At 47.4% G+C, this 20,330-nt stretch carries 21 protein-coding genes; 5 read left to right on the forward strand and 16 right to left on the reverse strand.

The window, feature by feature from the left end:
* Positions 1 to 141 precede the first annotated feature (141 nt).
* The 10 genes from urtE to holA form a co-directional block, all read right to left on the reverse strand.
* Positions 142 to 843, reverse strand: coding sequence for an urea ABC transporter ATP-binding subunit UrtE (gene urtE, locus ACFW2W_RS18240; RefSeq protein WP_378181211.1), 702 nt, complete (start codon positions 841 to 843; stop codon positions 142 to 144).
* A gap of 299 nt (positions 844 to 1,142) precedes the next feature.
* The gene (gene urtD, locus ACFW2W_RS18245) at positions 1,143 to 1,922 is read right to left on the reverse strand and encodes an urea ABC transporter ATP-binding protein UrtD (protein WP_378181214.1); all 780 of its coding nucleotides are present in this window, start codon (positions 1,920 to 1,922) and stop codon (positions 1,143 to 1,145) included.
* Positions 1,897 to 3,030: an urea ABC transporter permease subunit UrtC gene (gene urtC, locus ACFW2W_RS18250; RefSeq protein ID WP_378181377.1), complete on the reverse strand. Its 1,134-nt coding sequence runs from the start codon at positions 3,028 to 3,030 to the stop codon at positions 1,897 to 1,899. Before urtC ends, urtD begins: the two co-directional genes overlap by 26 nt.
* A 63-nt stretch (positions 3,031 to 3,093) precedes the next feature.
* Positions 3,094 to 4,254: an urea ABC transporter permease subunit UrtB gene (gene urtB / locus ACFW2W_RS18255; protein WP_378181217.1), complete on the reverse strand. Its 1,161-nt coding sequence runs from the start codon at positions 4,252 to 4,254 to the stop codon at positions 3,094 to 3,096.
* Positions 4,255 to 4,400: 146 nt separating this feature from the next.
* The gene (gene urtA, locus ACFW2W_RS18260) at positions 4,401 to 5,738 is read right to left on the reverse strand and encodes an urea ABC transporter substrate-binding protein (protein ID WP_378181220.1); all 1,338 of its coding nucleotides are present in this window, start codon (positions 5,736 to 5,738) and stop codon (positions 4,401 to 4,403) included.
* 140 nt (positions 5,739 to 5,878) lie between these two features.
* Positions 5,879 to 6,496 carry an urease accessory protein UreG gene (gene ureG / locus ACFW2W_RS18265; RefSeq protein ID WP_378181223.1) on the reverse strand — a complete coding sequence of 206 codons (618 nt, stop codon included), beginning with the start codon at positions 6,494 to 6,496 and terminating at the stop codon, positions 5,879 to 5,881.
* A 97-nt stretch (positions 6,497 to 6,593) separates the two neighbouring features.
* Positions 6,594 to 7,295, reverse strand: a complete 702-nt coding sequence (locus ACFW2W_RS18270) for an urease accessory protein UreF (RefSeq protein WP_378181226.1) — start codon at positions 7,293 to 7,295, stop codon at positions 6,594 to 6,596.
* Between the two features lie 193 nt (positions 7,296 to 7,488).
* Positions 7,489 to 7,932 carry an urease accessory protein UreE gene (gene ureE / locus ACFW2W_RS18275; RefSeq protein WP_378181229.1) on the reverse strand — a complete coding sequence of 148 codons (444 nt, stop codon included), beginning with the start codon at positions 7,930 to 7,932 and terminating at the stop codon, positions 7,489 to 7,491.
* A 94-nt stretch (positions 7,933 to 8,026) separates the two neighbouring features.
* Positions 8,027 to 8,506 carry a DUF4168 domain-containing protein gene (locus tag ACFW2W_RS18280; protein ID WP_378181231.1) on the reverse strand — a complete coding sequence of 160 codons (480 nt, stop codon included), beginning with the start codon at positions 8,504 to 8,506 and terminating at the stop codon, positions 8,027 to 8,029.
* A 339-nt stretch (positions 8,507 to 8,845) separates the two neighbouring features.
* The gene (gene holA, locus ACFW2W_RS18285; RefSeq protein WP_378181234.1) at positions 8,846 to 9,868 is read right to left on the reverse strand and encodes a DNA polymerase III subunit delta; all 1,023 of its coding nucleotides are present in this window, start codon (positions 9,866 to 9,868) and stop codon (positions 8,846 to 8,848) included.
* Between the two features lie 34 nt (positions 9,869 to 9,902).
* On the opposite strand from holA, the gene ACFW2W_RS18290 reads away from it, so the two are divergent.
* The 3 genes from ACFW2W_RS18290 (at position 9,903) to cbiE (ending at position 12,748) form a co-directional block, all read left to right on the forward strand.
* A complete protein-coding gene (locus tag ACFW2W_RS18290) occupies positions 9,903 to 10,688 on the forward strand; it encodes a DUF1868 domain-containing protein (RefSeq protein ID WP_378181237.1) in 786 nt (261 codons plus the stop codon).
* Positions 10,689 to 10,740: 52 nt separating this feature from the next.
* A complete protein-coding gene (locus ACFW2W_RS18295; protein ID WP_378181240.1) occupies positions 10,741 to 11,358 on the forward strand; it encodes a cobalt-precorrin-8X methylmutase in 618 nt (205 codons plus the stop codon).
* A gap of 103 nt (positions 11,359 to 11,461) precedes the next feature.
* The gene (gene cbiE / locus ACFW2W_RS18300; RefSeq protein WP_378181242.1) at positions 11,462 to 12,748 is read left to right on the forward strand and encodes a precorrin-6y C5,15-methyltransferase (decarboxylating) subunit CbiE; all 1,287 of its coding nucleotides are present in this window, start codon (positions 11,462 to 11,464) and stop codon (positions 12,746 to 12,748) included.
* On the opposite strand, the gene ACFW2W_RS18305 is transcribed toward cbiE, so the two are convergent.
* A complete protein-coding gene (locus tag ACFW2W_RS18305; RefSeq protein ID WP_378181245.1) occupies positions 12,745 to 13,626 on the reverse strand; it encodes a CPBP family intramembrane glutamic endopeptidase in 882 nt (293 codons plus the stop codon). The two genes, cbiE and ACFW2W_RS18305, sit on opposite strands and share 4 nt — an antisense overlap.
* Before the next feature lie 226 nt (positions 13,627 to 13,852).
* Positions 13,853 to 14,284, reverse strand: a complete 432-nt coding sequence (locus ACFW2W_RS18310; RefSeq protein ID WP_378181248.1) for an AbrB family transcriptional regulator — start codon at positions 14,282 to 14,284, stop codon at positions 13,853 to 13,855.
* 452 nt (positions 14,285 to 14,736) lie between these two features.
* Between ACFW2W_RS18310 and ACFW2W_RS18315 the strand changes: the two genes are divergently transcribed.
* Together ACFW2W_RS18315 and ACFW2W_RS18320 are read left to right on the forward strand one after the other, a co-directional pair.
* Positions 14,737 to 15,756, forward strand: coding sequence for a succinate dehydrogenase/fumarate reductase iron-sulfur subunit (locus ACFW2W_RS18315; protein WP_378181251.1), 1,020 nt, complete (start codon positions 14,737 to 14,739; stop codon positions 15,754 to 15,756).
* A gap of 31 nt (positions 15,757 to 15,787) precedes the next feature.
* Positions 15,788 to 15,991 (forward strand): chlorophyll a/b-binding protein, encoded by a 204-nt coding sequence (locus ACFW2W_RS18320; RefSeq protein WP_378181254.1) that lies wholly within the window; start codon positions 15,788 to 15,790, stop codon positions 15,989 to 15,991.
* Between the two features lie 157 nt (positions 15,992 to 16,148).
* Here ACFW2W_RS18320 and ACFW2W_RS18325 read toward each other — a convergent pair whose 3' ends face one another.
* The 4 genes from ACFW2W_RS18325 to ACFW2W_RS18340 all read right to left on the reverse strand — a co-directional run bounded on the left by ACFW2W_RS18325 (position 16,149) and on the right by ACFW2W_RS18340 (position 19,734).
* Positions 16,149 to 17,336 carry a TRC40/GET3/ArsA family transport-energizing ATPase gene (locus ACFW2W_RS18325; protein ID WP_378181257.1) on the reverse strand — a complete coding sequence of 396 codons (1,188 nt, stop codon included), beginning with the start codon at positions 17,334 to 17,336 and terminating at the stop codon, positions 16,149 to 16,151.
* A 33-nt stretch (positions 17,337 to 17,369) separates the two neighbouring features.
* Positions 17,370 to 17,771, reverse strand: coding sequence for a DUF2358 domain-containing protein (locus ACFW2W_RS18330; RefSeq protein WP_378181260.1), 402 nt, complete (start codon positions 17,769 to 17,771; stop codon positions 17,370 to 17,372).
* Between the two features lie 24 nt (positions 17,772 to 17,795).
* A complete protein-coding gene (locus ACFW2W_RS18335; protein WP_378181262.1) occupies positions 17,796 to 18,365 on the reverse strand; it encodes a hypothetical protein in 570 nt (189 codons plus the stop codon).
* Between the two features lie 100 nt (positions 18,366 to 18,465).
* Positions 18,466 to 19,734 (reverse strand): DUF4912 domain-containing protein, encoded by a 1,269-nt coding sequence (locus tag ACFW2W_RS18340; protein ID WP_378181265.1) that lies wholly within the window; start codon positions 19,732 to 19,734, stop codon positions 18,466 to 18,468.
* Positions 19,735 to 20,330: the final 596 nt, after the last annotated feature.

Genomic DNA, 20,330 nt, shown 5'->3' on the forward strand with positions numbered 1-20,330 from the left:
ATCTGTCACAAGGCTCTCCACAGTTTAGCTGCTGTGACGGTAAAACGGTTGCTCTATTTTCTGAGGCGATCGCGCTAAAAACGCCTACCTTGAGAACTGCAAGTTATACGGGTTACTCGCAAAGATTTTTAGCTATCTGCGTCAGACAGCTAGAAACCTTTGAATTACATCCTGACTGAGTTCGCTAGTCGAGCCAGACGCGACAATACCGCCTTTTTGCATCGCGTAGTACCGATCTGCTTGTCGTACAAAATGCAGGTGTTGCTCGACTAATAAAACAGAAATGCCGGTAGATTCAACAATGCGCCGCACTGCTGCTTCAATTTCCAAAATAATGGAAGGTTGAATGCCTTCGGTGGGTTCATCGAGTACGAGTAACTGCGGCTTCCCCATCAAAGCGCGAGCGATCGCTAGTTGCTGTTGTTGTCCTCCACTTAAATCGCCACCCATTCGAGATAGCATCGATTTTAAGACTGGAAATAGGGAAAATATTTCCTCCGGGACTTCTTCCTTACCACTTCTACCGTCACGTCGCGCCTCCAAACCCAGCAACAAATTTTCCTTCACTGTCAAGCGCGGGATAATTTCCCGTCCTTGAGGAACATAACCAATTCCCAGCCGTGCCCTTCGATCTGGGGATTTATCTGTTATCATCTCATCGGCAAAAGTAATCGTACCGCTACGGGGTTTAAGTAACCCCATAATTGTTTTAAGCAGAGTAGTTTTGCCGACACCATTGCGTCCAATTAGACACACCATTTGTCCTAATGGGACGCTCAAATCCACATTGCGGAGGATATGACTTTCACCGTAATAGACATTTAAATTAGAAATTTGCAGCATTTTATTGTGCTTGGTTGAATAAGGCGCGATCGCTTCTAAAATTGCGTACTTGAGTCTTTAATTGCTTTAGCTTTAGTAAGCGAAAATTTTAAATTTTACAAACTCTACCAATCCTAAATGAGTTATGAATTATCGCTTCTCTTCTTCTCTTACTGCACGTTTTATAGCGAAGTAAGCGTTAATGGAGATAATTTTTACAAATCAAACATAATTGCTATAAGACAAGAAAAAAATATCATGGCAAAGCTGCTTTATTCTTTGTTATCTATATAATCATTGATATCATGCACCGCTCCTTTTTACTCCTCAAGTTCTTTAAGCGCTTCTCGCTGAGTATCTAACTGTTCTCCTAGATAAACTTCTATGACGCGAGGGTCATTTTGTACTTCCTCAATCGTGCCTTCACACAACACCGAGCCTTCATGTAACACCGTTACTTTACGAGCAATTTGGCGTACAAATTCCATGTCATGCTCAATCACCAAAATAGAATGACTTTGAGCTAACGCTATAAGTAGTTCCCCAATATTGTCAGTTTCTTCATCAGTTAGCCCCGCAACGGGTTCATCAACCAACAATAAATCGGGCGACTGGGCAACTAACATCCCAATTTCTAACCGTTGCTTTTCCCCGTGAGAAAGTAAACCAGCGCGGATATCTGCTTTTGTACTTAAGCCAACCGTTTCTAGCAAACTGATTACTTTGCTACGTTCGCCAGTAGGGGGACGCCCAAAAAGTGTTGCCAATACATTTTTATTGCGATTGCAGCTAAGTTCCATGTTTTCGCGGGGAGTCAGGTTGAGGTAAATGCGGGGAGTTTGAAACTTTCGACCAATTCCCAATCGAGCGATTTGATGTTCGGAGAGGGCTTTCACATTTCTCCCCTTAAATAATACCCGTCCCTCAGTGGGTTGCACCTTGCCGGTAATCACATCCAAAAAAGTCGTTTTACCCGCACCATTTGGACCGATTACGACCCGCAATTCCCCAACATCCATGCTGAAATTCAGATGGTTCAGTGCTTTAAAACCATCGAAATTAACCGTTAAATTTTCAGTTTCTAATATTTTCGCGTTCATGCTGTACCTCTGGGTCTTCTTCAAGGCTGGGATAGGTTGCTACCTGCTTGTTCCGCCCTAGAAGTGTCAGCAGGTGCTGGAAACCTTGATAGCGCAGCCAACCGACTACACCATCGGGAAGAACTGTTACCACAATTAAGAATAATGCTCCTTGGAAAAATACCCAAATACCCGGAAATTGCTCGCTCAAAAGACTCTTGGCAAAGTTGACTAATAGCGCCCCTAATATGGCTCCGATTAAGCTGGCACGACCTCCCACTGCTACCCAAATTACCATTTCAATAGAAAAGGCAATATCCATTGCTTTCGGTGAAATTAGACCTGATTGGAGGGTGAATAAGGCACCCCCGATTCCAGCCAGAGCAGCGGAAATCGCAAACACCACGACTTTAAATCCAGTGGGATTATAGCCAGAAAAGCGCATCCGACTCTCATCATCCCGAATCGCAATCAGAACTCGTCCAAAGCGATCGCTAGTCAGCCATCGGCACAAAGCATAAGCAGCTGCCAAAAACAAGACTGTCAGCGTGTAGAAAACAAATCGCGTCTGATTATTACTGACTGTTGCCCCTAATAATGTTTTGAAGTTTGTTAAACCATTGGTGCCGTTAAAGAATCCCTGCTGCCCGTTGAAGAAATTAAAAAATACAATCGTCGCAGCTTGGGTCAAAATTGAGAAGTAAACGCCCCGAATACGGTTGCGAAATACTAAATAACCTAATATTGCGGCTAATACAGCGGGAATTATCACGACAGCGGCGGCGGCAAAACCAAACGAATAAAACGGCTGCCAGAACCAAGGCAGTTTTAGAATGCCAGAGAGGCTCATAAATTCCGGTAAACCGTTCTTGAGAGGAGCTAATTGCAAGTGCATTGCCAAGGCATAGCCACCGAGGGCAAAAAATACACCATGCCCCAAACTCAGCATACCCGTGTAGCCCCAAATTAAATCAATGCCGAGGGCAGCGATCGCTAACGCCAAAAATCGCGCTAGCAAGCTGAGACGAAAGCCTGTCAGAACTGCTGGCATCACGAAGATGAGGAAAAGAGCGATCGCCAGCGTCACTCCTATTTCCATTAGCAGCAATCGTCTGCGTTGCCGCTTCATGCCTTTAACTTCAAGAACCGCATCCAAAATCATCGCCTTGAGCCTCTGCGCGATTGTCTTTGTTTAAGCATCAACGCTACGTCCCTTCTGTGGGAAAATTCCCCCTGGACGCACCTGAAGAAACGCAATAATTAAGGCGAATACCATCACCTTCGACATACTGGTTGTGCCGAAAAACTCAAAGAAATCCACTAAAGGCTTCATCGGTGCCACCATCGGCACCAAGACTTTAGAACTGATTAAGTAGTTAATCGTGCCAATTCCCATCGCTGCCACAATACTGCCTACCAGCTTGCCGACGCCACCGACAACAACCACCATAAACGTATCGACAATGTAGTTTTGACCTGTATTGGGGCCTACAGAACCCAGCAAACTAATTGCACAACCGGCAACTCCAGCCAATCCAGAACCCAAAGCAAATGTAATGGCATCAACTTTGGCAGTAGGAATTCCTAAACAAGCACTCATACTGCGATTCTGCATGACTGCGCGAATTCTTAATCCCCACGAAGAACGTTGCAAAAATATATAAATTCCGGCAACACAAACAATGGTTAGCCCAATAATAAATAGCCGCGTATAAGGCATCTGCAAAGTGCCCAGCCGCAGCCCTCCTCGTAACCAGTTCGGTGCCGTTACGTCCACATTTTGAGCGCCAAACCAAGGCTTGGTGACAGCAAGTTTATAAGTTTGTCCCAAAAATGCACCTGCGGCACTCGCAACTCCCACAGATATCGGCAACATTATTGCAATTACCCAGTTACGAACACGCTCAAAATCTGGGCGAAGAGACAGAATCCACAAAGCACCAAAAAACAAAAGGCAAAATATCGCAATGCCAATGACTAACACCCAGCTAACACTGCGAGCGAACTGCTGCAAAATTAGACTAACGCCCCAAGTTGCCAGCAGTGTTTCTAGAGGGCGTCCGTAAAGATAACGAATTACCCCCCGTTCCAAAACTAATCCCACAGCCGCTGTCACCAGGAAAGCCAAAATCAGGGCAAAAACGATATAGGTTTCAGACCAAGGCTTACCCAACATTTTGAAGCCATTTTGTACAACAAAAGTTGTGTAGGCTCCCAGCATCATCAACTCACCGTGAGCTAAGTTAATAACGCCCATTAGTCCAAAGACAATGGCTAGCCCCAGCGCTGCAATTAACAAAACCGCGCCGATGCTAATTCCATTAAAGATCCCATCCAGCAATCCTGCTATCACACGCTTCCTCAGCCATTAATCATTGGTCATTAGCTTTTAAAGCCCGTAGGTTGGGTTGAGCAATAGCGAAACCCAACGAATCTTCTGGAGTTGGGTTTCGTTACCTCAACCCAACCTACTATGTCTAAGGACTAATTACTAAGCTCTTAAATCTTGTACTGACCACCTTTTTTGGAATCTGACCAGTCACATCCCAAACCCTTAGTTGCGGCAACAAATTGGTTCCAAGGAACTGGCTTCACTGCTGCTTTCGTCTCGTAGACAATCTTAAAGAGACCGTCATCTCCGACTTCACCTAGTCGCACAAACTTAGAGATGTGATGGTTATTTTCCATCGTTACGGTGCCCTCTGGAGCCTCAAAAGTCTGACCTACCGCAGCCTTTCGCACTGACTCTAAATCGTCAGCCGTTTTTGCTTTCTCGACAGCTTGCTTCCAGAGATAAACGGCAATGTAAGCCGCTTCCATGGGGTCATTTGTTACCCGATCTTGACCGTATTTTGCCTTAAAAGCTTCGACAAATTTTTTATTCGTTGGGGTATCTACTGTTTGGAAGTAATTCCAGGCGGCATATTGACCTTTGAGATATTCTGTGCCAATTGCCTTGACTTCTTCTTCGGCAATACTGACAGACATTACGGGATACTTATCTGGCCCCAACCCCGCACCTTGCATCTGCTTGAAGAAAGCCACATTACTATCCCCATTCAGGGTATTAAAAATAACGCCGCCATCAGGCAGAGCCGCTTTAATTTTAGTGATGATGGGCGTGACTTCGGTATTGCCTAGAGGTAAGTAATCTTCACCGACGGTTTCGCCGCCTTTTGCCTTTAACTGCTCTTTAATAATCGTATTCGCGGTACGCGGAAAAACGTAATCGGAGCCAACTAGGAAGAATTTTTTGCCCTTATTCTGCAATAGCCAATCGACTGCTGGCTCGATTTGTTGGTTGGGGGCAGCACCCGTGTAGAAGATGTTATTGGAACACTCTTGACCCTCGTATTGTACGGGGTACCAAAGCATATGTTTTTTTTCTTCAAATACTGGCAGCACTGCTTTGCGACTGGCGGAAGTCCAGCAGCCGAAAACGGTGACAACTTTATCTTGATCGATTAGCTTTCTCGCCTTCTCGGCAAAAGTGGGCCAGTCGGATTGACCATCTTCTTCAATTGCTTGAATTTGCTTGCCGAGGACGCCACCGGCTTTATTAATTTCCTCAATTGCCAACAGTTCGGCATCGACGACACTGTTTTCGCTAATCGCCATCGTGCCGCTGCGAGAGTGCAGAATCCCCACTTTGATGGTGTTTCCTGCACCAGCAGCCGCAACGGTCGTCGCGCTGGGAGAGGGAGATGCCGCCGTTGGGCTGGCAGTCTCAGAGGTGGAAGGGGTGGGAGTGCTGCTACAAGCTTTGAGAAGAATACTGGTTCCCAGAGTAGCAGAACCGTATAGAAGAAATTTACGTCGCCCTAATCGCCTTGCCATACCGTTACCGTACTCCTGGCTGAATCAGCCTAATGATAGAGAACATACACAGTTAAGCAGTGATATTAGAGCGATGTTCTGGGAAGAAATTGTTATCAATGATACAAAGAATCGAACTTTTGGATCATTTCTAGGAAAGGTCAGCTTGCTGTTTCTGAAATTTCGCCCAGATTTAGGCGGATAAAGTCCACCACAGCGGTTAATCCTTGCTGAGTCTTTAAATTCGTAAAGATAAAGGGTTTTTCTCCCCGCATCCTCCGCGCATCGCGTTCCATGATGCCTAAATCTGCTCCGACTTGAGGGGCAAGGTCAATTTTGTTGATCGCTAAAAGATCGGATTTAGTAATTCCGGGGCCACCTTTGCGGGGAATTTTGTCACCGGCTGCAACATCAATGACGTAAATTGTCAAGTCTACAAGTTCTGGGCTGAAGGTTGCCGCCAGATTATCGCCACCACTTTCTAAAAACACTAAGTCTAAATCGGGAAATCGCTGTTCCATCTGTTCAATGGCAGCGATGTTGATAGAAGCGTCTTCGCGGATGGCGGTATGGGGACAGCCGCCAGTTTCGACACCAAGGATGCGATCGCTCTCCAATGCATGACTCCGCACTAGAAACTGGGCATCTTCCTGGGTATAAATATCATTCGTGACCACAGCAATTTGATATTTTTGCCGCATCGCCTTACATAAGGCTTCTACTAAGGCAGTTTTTCCCGAACCCACTGGGCCCGCTACTCCAACCCGAAAAGCATTCATAAAATTTGCGAATAGGGAATGGCTAATTGCTCATCGTAGCAAGGCAATTAGCCATTCGCAGCTTTCACCAGCGATGTGTCTATTGTGCCCATTTCTTTTAACTCCGAAATAAGCGCGTGTACTGAGTTTCGTGAGCTATACTCGCCAATGCTAATCCCCAGCCGCAACTACTGAGGGCGTCATCTTCTAACGCTAAAATTTCCTTGGCAGCATCAATGAGATTGAGTTGTAGTTCTAGGAGTAGCTGTTGTCCAGCCGTTTGTCCCAGGGGAACCAATTTGACTCCGGCTGCAATCAAATTGGTTGCCCAGCTGTGTAAGTAGCCCAAGAGGGCAGATGCAGCATCGATTTGCCAATGGGCGGCGGCAATGCCGAAAGCGATCGCATAATTACAAGGATTCCCAATCGCATCCGCCATTGACCGAACCTGCGGCTCTAATTCCAAAAACAATCGGATCAGCGATCGCCCCATCTGCCAACTTTGCGCTTGCAACTCTTGTGTTTCCTTAGCAGCAGATAACCAGACATTCCAGTAATTTAAAGCCTCTAAATCCCCGGCAATTGCCCCCCGATATCCCCGGATCATCACCGCTGCTTCTAACCGAATTGCCCCATAACCCAGTTCCTGTTTGAGCCAGTGTCCCAGATTTTGCGGGTTCTCAATTACACCAGCATCGACTAGCGTTTCCAGCCCTTCGGAATAGCTATAAGCACCCACCGGCAACGCCGGACTCGCTAGTTGCAAAAGACACAGCAGGTTAACTGGGGAATCGGGAATGGGTAATTGTTCGTTGGTCATTTTTCAGGACTTACGCAAAGCTTATACATATAGCATTTTGTAGGGGCAATCCCTCTGTGGTTGCCCTCAGATGTGGTGATGTTGCGTAAGTCCTATTTTGGTAGATATTAGGTAGTCGGGAAGAGTTAAAAATCAGACGCGATAACCGCAAGTCTTCTACAACTCAAAATCCCATTATTTACTACCCAATTAACTAACCGTGATGATGCTGTCCATAGGCACCCGTTTCTGGATAAAAAGGCGAGATTTCCTCTCGTACCTCCATCCCCAGATGTTCCAGCATTGACTTCAAAACTGGGTTGGGAGACAACCGCAAATGAGTGGGAGCGATTTCTATCGGTACATGGCGATTGCCTAGATGATAAGCCACCCGCAGCAAATCTAGGGGTTTCTGGGCAGTCGCGGTGAGAACGGGTTCCGGTTTAGCCACGATTCTCACGACGAGATCGCCCATTTCAGATTGCAGGAGATCGCGATCGCGCAACACCGTTCCTCTGGGTAAGCGCAGATACAAAGCTTGTCCATCAGCCGTTTCAAAACGATAGCGGCTGCGCGTGCGCTCCTGGGCAGTCAGAAAAAGAGTAAAGTTTACCGATGCATCCGAATTTGCGGGCAAGCGTTGCGTTATCGTTAGCATCGTTGGAATGTTTAGTCAGCACGTTATTGTGATGCTACTACAGCACAGATGACATAAAAATCCAAGTCAAGCCGGGTCAGCAAAAGTCCATTTTTTACTGAGCTTGCAGACGGATCATTTCATTTTTTATCTGTGTTGCTACCTCCGAATTCTTTTGCGCCTCCACCGTAATCTGGTTAAATAATTCAATTGACAGACCGTTGCTCTGCACAATCTTTTGAGACTGTTTGCAGTAATTTATGGCAATGGCTTGTGCATTTCCCGGAAGCGATCGCAAGCTATTTGGTTGGCTACAAGCAATGTTCGGAGGGCTTCCCACGATTTTTTTGATCTCGTTATAGGCAGCTTGGCGACCCGGTTCCATCGCCAAAACAGCCCTGGCGAAGTTGATTAAGTCCTTATTGCTGAAGGGTGATTGAGCGTATGCCTGAGAACTAAAGTCAAGGCTATGCGATCGCTCAGATAGACCCGGTGCAAAACCTAACAACAGACTGAGAGCAGCGAGAGTACCAACACTCAGGCATTGAGATAAGACTCGATTCAGAGAGCGACGTGAACTGTATAAAGTCATCATGATCTAGTGCGACCAAAAAAGAGAAAATCGAAACACACAAGGATTACTTTTTCTGAACTATTTTAAGGGTGAGAAGTTCCAGGTAGAGACAGGCATTCGTAGATTTAGATCCCGTGTTGGTACCTCAAAAAACAGAAGCCTTCTCCCTACGGAGCAGGTATCAAGTAGTAATATACAACTCACTACGGATATTAAGAGTGTGTGAATTTTACCACACTTTAGACTAAAAAGCAGAACGTTACGAAAGCTGTAACGATTGGGTGGTATAGGTAGCGCTTTCCTCCCTACCCCTACACATTGGGGTAGGGAGGAAAAAATTGCTTCTACGTATTTATGCCTTCATTGATACAATTGACACAGTTCTATAACTTTCATTTGTAGCGTAGAGATGGGGTCAGCTCCTCGCTTGAGGTTGACTTCTAATTCTAGGAGTAAGGGTAAGGTTAAGGTGAGTTGAGGCACAGAGAAGTCTTTGACTTCTTGGCGCAGAAAATAAATTCGTTTGGGGTTGCCGATTTCTGCCGCAGTGGCGATCGCCCGTTCGTCTCGCTCACCGCTCTCTACCATCAGTTTCACCCACAACCAGGTGCGAAATTGACCGATTAAGGTGGCGACAATCCGCAAAGCGGGTTCGTTATGACCGATCAAGTCTGCAACCAGCGAACAGGCGTGGGCAGTATTTCCCGATCCGATCGCCGATGCGAGCTGCAAGCTGTTTTGGGTGTTAGAGATAACTAGGGCAGCAACGACTTCGAGGGCGATCGCGCTCTCTTGGGATACGCCTGCTTGGTCAGGGGCGGTGGGGAGATTCTTCGGGATACCAGCGTAAACCTGCAACTTTTCCAGTTCGTTCCAGAGTTGTCTGGTATCATTTCCCACAGATTGGGCTAAAAGTTCGGCAGCTGCCGGGGTTAGTTTTACACCGACTTGCTGGGCAACCTGACGCACCCTTTTTAGCAGTTCTTCAGTTTTCCAGGGCGGGATGAGAGAAAATTCTCGAATATCGGCATGGTTTTGCAGCAGCTTCGTAGATCGGAGACGCCCATCGGGTTTAGAGCGAGTAGTCAGCAATAATATTGAAGACTCAGGAATCGCCGGTATAGTCCGCTCCAGTTCAGCTAGTAGTTCTTCCGAACAGTGCAGGCATATAGTGGTATCAACCAACCAGACCAAACGGTAGGCGCTGCCAAAAGGTGGTGTCATCGCCTGGTTTAAAGCAGTGATGACCGCATCGGGTAGCGCTTGAGAAATTTTGTCATAGTTAAAGTTAGTCCATTGGGGGTCGAGAATGCGATCGCGCAGGGAGTCAACAGCTTTTTCTAGGGCAAAATCATCCTCACCCCAGTAGAGGTAAATTGGCATTAAAGCATCTCTTAAAAGTACGAGGCTATCAAGATTGGACGAGACTTATCACACTTATTTAAATCGGGTAGCACGGCTAACACTACCTGCAACCTACGAGTCCCAAGTACAGCATATACAGGAGTCTCCGAAGTTTAAGCCCTCCCCGTCAGGGACAAGACAAGCGGTGCCTTTCCCTGGCTATACGGTGATCGCACCACCTTGGGGGGAAGAATCCGAGAATGCGACGTTTTACGAAAACTTGAAGGTGTGCCAAGAGCAACTGCTACAGCAGCTAGATCCTGGTTTTATTGTGCCAGTCCCCGCTGAGAGTTTTCATGTAACCTTAGCAGATTTGATTTGGGACAGTGCTTATCGACACGCCACGAGTGAAAATCCGGAGTTTGAAGAACAACTGCGCGATCGCATTGCTCAAATCTTCGAGCAGTCCCAGTCATCTATCACTGGCGGTAATCCGATGCTTTGGCAGTTGCTGGGATTGATGGTAATGCCCCGTGCAGTCGCGGTTTGTTTAGTCCCCAAGGATGAAGGAACCTACGAGCGAATGTTGAAGTTTCGCCGGTTTATTTATCAAAGTCGTAGTTTAATGGCTTTGGGGATTGAACAGCAATATCGTTTTACTGCCCATGTCACGCTGGGCTATTTTGGCGAGATTTCACCGGATTTGAAGCGCGATCGCCTCTGTGAAAAACTTTCCCAAATCAACGAACAATGGTTGGAAAATTCTCCCCAAATCTGCACACACCAGGCACAATTGCGAAAATTTGACGATATGACCCGGTATTATCGGGAACCTGATTGGCCTGTTTTAACTTTTTAACAATAATCGGCTAATAGCGGCTCACAAATCGCTATTAGCTGACTCCTGATTTATGAGCTTACCCATTCATCCCATCCTCCAGCAAAGTTTTGCTCTCATCGATCGAGAAATTGGCGAACACCGCTTTAGCCCCTCCGAGTACGCGATTGTACGTCGAACGATCCACAGCACCGCTGATTTTGAATTTGCCCAACTGATTCGGTTTAGTGAGGGGGCGATTCCCAGCGCGATCGCTGCCTTGCGGCGTCGCGTGCCGATTATTACAGACGTTGGCATGGTAAAACAGGGAGTGGCAGGAATGGTGGCGCAAACTTTTGGCAATCCCCTAATTGCTGCCGTGGAACAAGCGCGCGAAGCTCTCCCCGGCAAGACGCGCACGGAAACTGGCTTACTGCAATGTTGGCGAGAATTTCCAGAGGCAATTTATGCGATTGGCAATGCCCCCACGGCGCTGCTGGCTTTGTGTGCAGAGTTACCCTCGGCACCCGTTCAACCGGCTCTGGTAATTGGCGCACCCGTGGGATTTATTTCCGTAGTGGAGTCAAAAGCGGCACTAGAAAAGACGCCCGTACCCCAAATTCGCATTGAGGGACGCAAGGGCGGTTCACCCGTCACCGCCGCGATTGTCAATGCTTTACTCTTACTGGCTTGGGAGGCAGAGAAATGTTAGGAGTTCGCTGCCTATTTAGCGTCACGACAAATAGATTTGCAACCTGCGTAGGCAGGTTTAGTCTGTGTAGCGGCGACTTCCCGCCGCCCGGTGCATTCTGACAATGACACTCGTACACGTTGTCGGAATTGGCTTGGATGGCGCAGATGGGCTGAGTCATGCTGTGCGGGAGATTGTAGAGCAGGCGACGCTGTTAATTGGGAGCGATCGCCATCTCTCCTATTTTCCCGATTGCCCCGCTCAACGGCTGATTTTGGGTGATTTCACAAAGGCAATTGAGGAAATTCGCTACCGCCTGTCTGCGGGTTCTGGCGGCATTGTCGTATTGGTGAGTGGCGATCCCCTCTTTTTTGGATTGGGACGGCTGTTGGTGGCACAACTACCCTCAGCAGAATTAACGTTTCATCCGCATCTGAGTTCGGTTCAGCTGGCTTTTAACCGGATTAAGGTTCCCTGGCAGGATGCTCGTGTCATCAGTGCCCACGGGCGATCGCTCGAAGAGTTAACCCAAGCGCTGCAACAGGGGATTGAGAAGATTGCTGTATTAACAGATACTCAGAATACGCCGGACGCGATCGCTCGTCTATTACTCGCTTTAGATTTACCCAGCACTTATCAATTCTGGATTTGTGAAAATTTAGGCGGTACCGATGAGCGAGTTCGGTCTTTTCCCGCTGTAGGGAGACAATTAATTACGTCTCTACAAGAGCAAAATTTTGCTTCCTTGAATGTAGTTGTATTGCTACGCCAGTCTGATTCAGCGGGTAGGGGCGAGGAAACCCCACCGCTACAGGATTTGGAGGCGCTGCCGATGCTGGGAGTCCCGGATCGGAGTTTCTTGAGTTTTAGCGATCGCCCCGGCTTGATGACGAAGCGGGAAGTGCGGATTCTCGTACTAGGAGAATTGGCGCTACAGCCAGGACAAATTATTTGGGATATTGGGGCAGGTACCGGCTCAGTTTCGATTGAAATTGCCCGTTTATTCCCCACTTCTCGCGTGTATGCGATTGAGAAAACCTCTGCTGGCACCACGTTAATTCAGCAGAACTGCGATCGCTTCCAGGTAGAAAATGTGATTTCCATTCATGGCAGCGCCCCAGAAGCTTTGTACAATCTCCCCGCACCCAACCGCATCTTTATTGGCGGTAGCGGCGGCAATTTAACTGAAATTCTCGATACCTGCCATTCCCATTTAACCGCTTCAGGGCGCTTGGTACTAGCACTCGCCACCCTGGAACATCTGAATCAGGCTTTGGGTTGGTTATCGCGTCAGCAATGGGATTATCAGTTGTTGCAAGTGCAGCTATCGCGTTCTGTGCCGGTAGGACCGCTGACTCGGTTTTCTCCGCTCAATCCCGTCACGATTCTGGCAGCAAATCGCTCATCTTAAAGATAAAGTTGCCAGATTAAAATCCCAGTTCCCAGTAGACAAAGAATTCCCGCCGCACCCGCGAGAGGCTTTTCTCCCAAACCAGTCACCCACGCGGGAACAATGCCGGTATAGCAAATCACTCTCGTAGTATCCAGACTGGCGATCGCCCAAATCCATCCGGCGTGAAGTCCCCACGCCAAGCCTAGATTCCCATCATCACAGACACGAGCCAGCACTAATACCATCCCCATCAGCCATAATCCTGGCAGCTGAGGCAATGTTTCCTGCTGTTCCCAAACCAAATGAAGCAGCGCAAAAATTAAGCTAGAAACTGCCGCCGCCACCCAAGCTGAATAATCTTGCTGGAGTTCAGTAAGCAGAAATCCCCGAAAAATTAACTCTTCAATTCCACTAATCAATAATCCCAATAACAATGTCGGTAGTAAGATAGATCCGACTACCGACCCAAGATTTTGCGGCGGGTTCTGTGTATCTGCAATGAAGCGATTCTCTTCAGGTTGCCACTCGATCCAGCCCAAGGCTTTTTGAATGCCAAACACCACTAGCAGACTTAGCACCCCTAAAGCGAAGCCTTGTCCTAGTGAAATTAATATTGAAGCTTCCCAGTCCAACCCATAATCTGAAAAAAAAGCCCCCTCCACCCAAGCGGCACCCCACACAATCACAGGGGCAATTAAATAGAGCGAAGCTAATAAAGGTAGCTTTTGCTCTACAGCCAATGGGTTAGGGGGTCGCCATTTCAGCACGGCTGCCAAAGGAATCGCAACTGGCAACCAAAGAACTAGCCAGACCATGAAAAAAGCGATCGCTTTCAACACAGCAGGAGTTTGTGCAAGTGATGCCAGCCACCAATCGGCTCGATCAAAAATAGGCATTCTTAAAGACAGCTTTCATTGGCCCCAGCGTAACACCTCAAGTTTGTGAAAAAACTGTCTTATGTACCGCTGGGGGTAAGCATGAACCCCCGCAGCTTTTATGTCCAGTCCACAAAAGATGTATCCGCTTTCCCTAAGATGCTCCCTGGAAAGGAGAGGCAGTTGATTCTTTCAAATTGCCTGATGAATTTGTTAGAAGCAACGCCATATCAGAAAGCATTACCGCCTATGATGCAGTCGCCACCTCACTTTTGGTTTCATCACTGGTATCGTCGGCTGTCTTACTTTTATCGCCATCCACCTGAATTAGGTGAATATGCTTGTAACCCAGCTTAATTTCAAACTCATCACCAGACTTTAATCCCATTGCCTCAGTGTAAGTTGCACCAATAACAATTTGACCATTTTTGTGTACGCTTACACGATAGGTTGGCTCTCGACCCCGACCATCTTTTGTTCCTTCTGGATCGAGGGGAACACCTTTAGCGCCTAAAACTGCGTCATAAAAGTCTGTTAAGTTGACGCGCGTCTGGCTGTTCTTTGTCACGGTGTAATAGCCACAGCGTTTTGCTGTTTCTCGCCGTGGTAAGTGTGAAAGCTCTTTTACTTTTTGAAGCAGTGCTTTCCCTGTCAATGGAGCTGTTGCGGTTTCACTCATCGCTATATGCAAAATACACTTCAATCTACAGTATAGTAAAGAGAGTCTTATGCCAATATTTGGCTGACTAAAAAAAATATATCGTTAAATCACTCAACTTTGACAAGGATATTTACAAGGGTCGCCCTTAAATTCTTGGATTTCAGCAAAATTGCGTAATTCGGTAAAAGTTGAGGTTCTTACTACCAGATAGCAGACCGTTAAAGGAGCGATTAGAGAGTAGAGACTAGAGATTGTGTAAAGTTTAAAGTATAAAGTGTAAAGTATCTGCTTCTAAAAATCTATCTTTTGGAGGGTAAGGCAGGAGATATCTCTGTTTTGTCCTTCTAGCCTTGGGCATCCAAAAATCAGCCATACTCCCAAGTCAAGTCATTTCAAACAAAGCTGGGTTTGTCTACAGATCCCCAATTCAGCTTTAGACTAGAAGTTAAGAGAATGAAGAGCTTTAAAGCATGCAAGTCCTTTTTAAGGTCATCCGGCAGGAGCAAAATTACTCCCCTGTAGTGCAGACTTACACGCTGGATGTCGATCCTGGCAACACGATTCTGGATTGCCTAAATCTTATTAAGTGGGAGCAGGATGGAAGTTTAGCTTTTCGCAAGAATTGTCGCAACACAATTTGCGGCAGTTGTGGAATGCGAATCAACGGTCGTTCCGCTTTGGCTTGTAAGGAAAATGTCGGCAGTGAAGTACAAAGGCTGCAACAGATAGCAGCGAGTGCCAGCCCTTCAGATCCCCGGCAAAAATTCTTAGATGCTATCCCAGAAATTACTATCGCACCAATGGGCAATATGCCGGTCATTAAAGATTTGGTGGTGGATATGCGGAGTTTTTGGGATCATCTTGAAGCAGTTGAACCCTATGTGAGTACGGGTGCAAGTGGCGTACCGGAACGAGAGTTTTTGCAAACACCCGAAGAACGCGATCGCCTTAATCAAACAGGCAATTGTATACTGTGCGGTGCCTGCTATTCTGAATGCAACGCCCGTGAGGTCAATTCGGATTTTGTGGGTCCCCACGCCCTTGCAAAGGCTTATCGAATGGTAGCGGATTCTCGTGACGCCGACATAGAATCCCGTTTGGAAAATTACAACGAAGGAACCAAGGGCGTCTGGGGTTGCACCCGCTGTTTTATGTGCAATACGGTTTGTCCGATGGATGTGGCACCAATGGATCAAATCGGCAAAATTAAACAGCAAATTCTCGACCGTAAGGACGATCAAGCCAGTCGCTCAATCCGTCACCGGAAAGTATTAATTGATCTGGTGAAGGAAGGAGGTTGGATTGATGAACGTCGGTTTGGTTTGCAAGTAGTGGGGAATTCTTTTCGAGACATCAAGGGGATGATTAGCCTAGGACCACTCGGATTCAGAATGCTGGTTCGGGGTAAGTTTCCTTTGGGGTTTGAGCCGTCTGCTGGGGCTGAGGTAGTGCGATCGCTGATTGAATCTGTCCAAAGCCTTGAATCTTAACTCATATTGAATCACGATTGAAGTAAAAGCAATGAATCCTGAAACAACTTCTTCCCCAGAACAATCACCCACAGAAACACCCGCAGAAAATTATAATCAACCAGAACCTGCTTTTGGCTGGACACCCTACGCCGAGCAAATCAACGGACGATTTGCGATGGTGGGGTTTGTGGCTTTATTAGTGCTAGAATTTTTCACCCATCAGGATTTTTTTACCTGGCTGGGTTGGCGCTAATTCGCACACAGAAGCGTGGAATTGTTAACCTTCAATTCCATGCGTAGGAGCTTTTTCTGTGCCATGCCCCTACTCTGCATCCAGATTCTCGTTTTTAGGCTGATCCTGAGAACGAGAATCTGGAGGCGCTACCTTGATATCTACCCTAATTGACTAGCTAAACCTGAACCGGAGTGGTAAACCGGATTTTAAGATAGTCATCCTCCATCTTTGCTCCATCTGGTTGCAGCGCTGCCAATGCTTGTGGTAACACCAAATTGCGGCGGTGATTGCCTATCGTAATATTTAATTCATCGCCGGTTTTACTCAGTTGGATATTATCTTTGGCAATACCGGGCAAGTAAAGTTCTAAGCTGTACTGATTTTGGTCTTGCACAACTCTCAGAGTTGTTTCCTTGTAATATATCTGAGTCGGATCTTCATCTTTATAGAGCGTTTCCTTTAGCCGTTCTAAGGCATCCAACCCACACATTTCTTCTGAGTAAAGCGGAACTTCCTTGACTGGTAAGGGATGGAAGTTTGCGTGAATTTCCTGCCGATATTGCTGCTGGCTTTCTTTCCAACGTTGAAAGAAAGGGTCGGTCACTTGGTCGGGAATAATCCGATTTGCCACCACTAAATCCGTAGCAACGTTGTATAAACTTAAATAAGCATGAGCGCGGAGAGACTCTTTAATCACCATTTTTTCGGGATTGGTGACGAGGCGCACCGAAGTTTGGGTATTGTCAGTTAATACTTTTTCTAGAGCTTCAATCTGCTCGTAGAATTCATAGGGAGCGTCCATTACCTCTTTATCGGGCAAGGAAAAACCGGCAATCGGTCTGAAGATCGGTTCAACTAGAGGTCTGAGCGCCGCTGATATGCCCTGTAACGGCTTGTAAAAACGTCTCATATACCAGCCGCCGACTTCCGGTAAGCTGAGCAATCTGAGCGCCGTGCCCGTGGGAGCTGAATCAATAATTAAAACGTCAAACTCGCCTTCATCGTAGTGGCGCTTCATGCGTACCAGACCGAAAATCTCATCCATGCCTGGTAAAATTGCCAATTCTTCCGCTTGCACGCCTTCCAAGCCTCTTGCCTGCAAAACTTGGGTAATGTAACGCTTGACTGCGCCCCAGTTGTCTTCCAATTCCATCAGAGCGTCTAATTCAGCACCCCACAAGTTTGGGCGAACCAGTCGCGGAACGTGCCCCAGTTCTAAGTCAAAACTGTCGGCGAGAGAGTGAGCGGGATCGGTACTTAAAACGAGGGTTTTATAACCGAGTTCGGCACACCGCAAGCCAGTAGCGGCGGCTACAGAAGTTTTGCCAACGCCACCCTTGCCGGTCATCAAAATTACGCGCATGAATGCTTTTTTCCTATCTGAGAATTGTTTACGTTACTTATTATTTTTTCCCTGTTTTAAGGGTAACAAATGTTGTTTCAACACATCGAAACGCGAACATTTCCAGTAATCGATATGGGAAGCAATCATTCCATCAGTGTTGAGTCGTAACTCGCTCCAGCCGGGGATGGCGATGCGAGGTTTCCACGGCAGAGGGGTATTCCAGCTCAAAGTCCACTCAAGTTGAATTGTGTCTCCCGATTGGCGAATGTCATGTAAATCCATCTTGACGTTCATAAACCAGGTTTTGATAAAGCCAATCATGAGTTTGTAACGCTCAAGACCTTGAAACTTGTTCAGCGGATCTTTGAAAAAGACATCTTCTGCATAGATGCTGTAGGTTTGGTTTTCTGGAAATCTTTGGTAGTCGTCTTTGAGGATTTGAATGATGTCCATGAGACTTACGGGATTGACAACAAGCTACGGTTCGATTTCAGGCCAAAGGCGTTCTAACTGACGCCGCCATGCCGCCAGCACCTCCTCACGAGCCTCTGGAGGCAGATCCAGCTCGCCCATGAGACCTTCTTCGTAGAACCGATCGAGGGTTTGGAGTGTGGCTGTGAGGGATTGTCCTTGCTGTTTGGCAGCCAGGATAATTTGACTAATTCGACTTTCAACGAGCTGATTAAAGCAGTCCGATAAACCTGTCTGATGCAGAGAAATGAGTCGCGCGATCGCTCCTGAAAAATCCTCTACATTTAGAGTCTCAAGGTTGTGCTGAAATACACCCCATAGCACCCCTTGATTCAGGGCGTAACGAGTCTCCTGAGTGTCATCAAAGTTGGCTTCTAGCAGCTGTTCGACAAACGGTTGCGCTTCTTGAGCGGGTGCAATAGGTAAGAGAAGTCGCAGCCAAGAACCGTCATCGGAAAGCAGCACCAACAGACGCATCTGAGTCGTTTCTACTTGCCACAAGCCGGGTGCGGTCGCTTCAATCGCTGTGGCAGCAAATAGTTCTGTAAGGGTTTTGGTAATGTCTTCAGGTTTCATAATTTTCAAATAATAAACCCCCGACCTGAGCCGGGGGAAACTTCAAAAGACAGAAGATTGAGGAAAGGAGGAATTCATTGATTCCTCATCCTTTATCTTTTCAAGAGAGCCATTCCTCGACAGCTTCTTCTTTGGTGTTGGTATTGCGCGATGGAGTTTCGCGGTTAAACTTCATGTGAATTGAGCGGGTTTGCTCGCCATCAGTCGCCACCGCCATAATCGGGTAGTCAATCAGACCATCCTGGAAGGACATCTGGAAGCGGAAGGTGCCATCTGGATTCAGCTTGATGGGACGACCGCCAATTGTGACCGTAGCATCTGGCTCGGTGGCACCGTAAACAATCAGTTCAGCATCAGCAACCAACCAGAACTGGCGAGGACGCATCGGGACGGCGGAAGCCGAGAAGCCAGCTCCGGACATTCCCACACCAGACATGGTGAGACCAGATACGGTGGGAACTGCCCACATCCCAACGCCAGAGGGGAAGACGTAGGAACTAAGAGCTTGTTCGGCAAGGGACACTGACTGCATAGAACCGGGTACGTGCTGCATGGAGCCATACAGGGAACCGGCTACCCGTTGAGCTTCGACGGTCTGAGCCATGCCGAAGATTTCGTCGTAAATGGGGTTGCCACCTGCTACTACACTACCGTAGCTAGCCACTGCCATTTTCTTGGCAGGCGGAACCAGTTCTAGGAAAGTCTTGTCGCGCAGGTCTTCTTCCCAAGAAACGGTGATGAATTGGTCTTCAATCCAATCTGAGGGATAGACGGGAGGAACGCGGACGGGAGCGGAACGAGCTAAGACGAGCCAGCGACCATCGGCACAGCGGTAGCCGATATCTACAGCATAGTCGCGATCGCTCACGGGCATCGGCAAATACCATTCCCGCGCTAGCTCATCGCAAGGATATTCCTGAATGCTGTGAGGGCTTTGATATTCTAGATTAACGTCGGTGACATCGTAGAGCCGCAGCGCCAGTTGTTGTCCCCCCTGACGGCGCAACTCTTCTTTATGATCGTTGGGGATATCCCAGTAGGTGTATGCCCATTGTGGATCGCGGGGCATGAGGACAACGCGGCTTTCACCGTAGCCACCAGGAAGATCCCCTAGACCTTCGTCTACGGATGCCAGGGTTCCACCTGTACGATCTTCCTGACCCAGTTCAAATTTTGCTGCTTCCACTTCTTCTTGCGCCTCCACTATGCGAGTTGAACCGAGAGAAATCTTGGTGCGTTGGACTTCTTTAATTGCTGTTAGCAGTTGCTCTTTACGCATTCTGCTGTATCGAGAGATGCTGCATTCACTGGCAACTTTACGGAGTTGCCTCAATGTCATCTCTTCCAATGGTGGGCGTTCTTTTGCCATAACAGATAGTCTCCGATAGTTTGGGCGGCAGTTAGATTACTTCTCTAGAGACTGACTAGCAAAGCAGCACAAAATGCTATTTCGCATCTCTTCTACTTCGGAAAGCTGTGCAATATCATCCCCTTCCTGAAATCTGTAACGTCTCAATGGTTAGCTCCGGTCTTGAACGAGCTGGTGTCACCCTCGAATGGGGGCTGCTTTGGCGACGCCCAGAAGACTGACTGGCTTTCTTGGTTGGATTGAGAATCTAACTGAGCGCCCAGGATTTGAGAAATGTGCTGATTACAGCATTTCTTTGGGATCGGGGGATCGCTTTGTTAATATTCATGTTGCAGAAAAATGCCGGGTTAGGTCAAGGGGTGTTTCAGCCGATTATAGGTATATCTACGAAGTTATCAGGTGATTGGGGATCGTATTGTCATGATATCCTGACATTTGAGGACGAATTGGGATCGCCCTAATTTGTCAATTTGTTGGAGGCGTTCCCATGCAAATTCACAATGTCAAAAAATCATGACAAAAGAAGCGGCACCCATTCACTTTTTTGGGGCAATATTTAAAATCTCTCCTTGCCCCAATTATCAGAGGCAAAGGGA

The organism is Coleofasciculus sp. H7-2, from assembly GCF_042747725.1.
Classification (GTDB): Bacteria; Cyanobacteriota; Cyanobacteriia; order Cyanobacteriales; family FACHB-T130; genus FACHB-T130.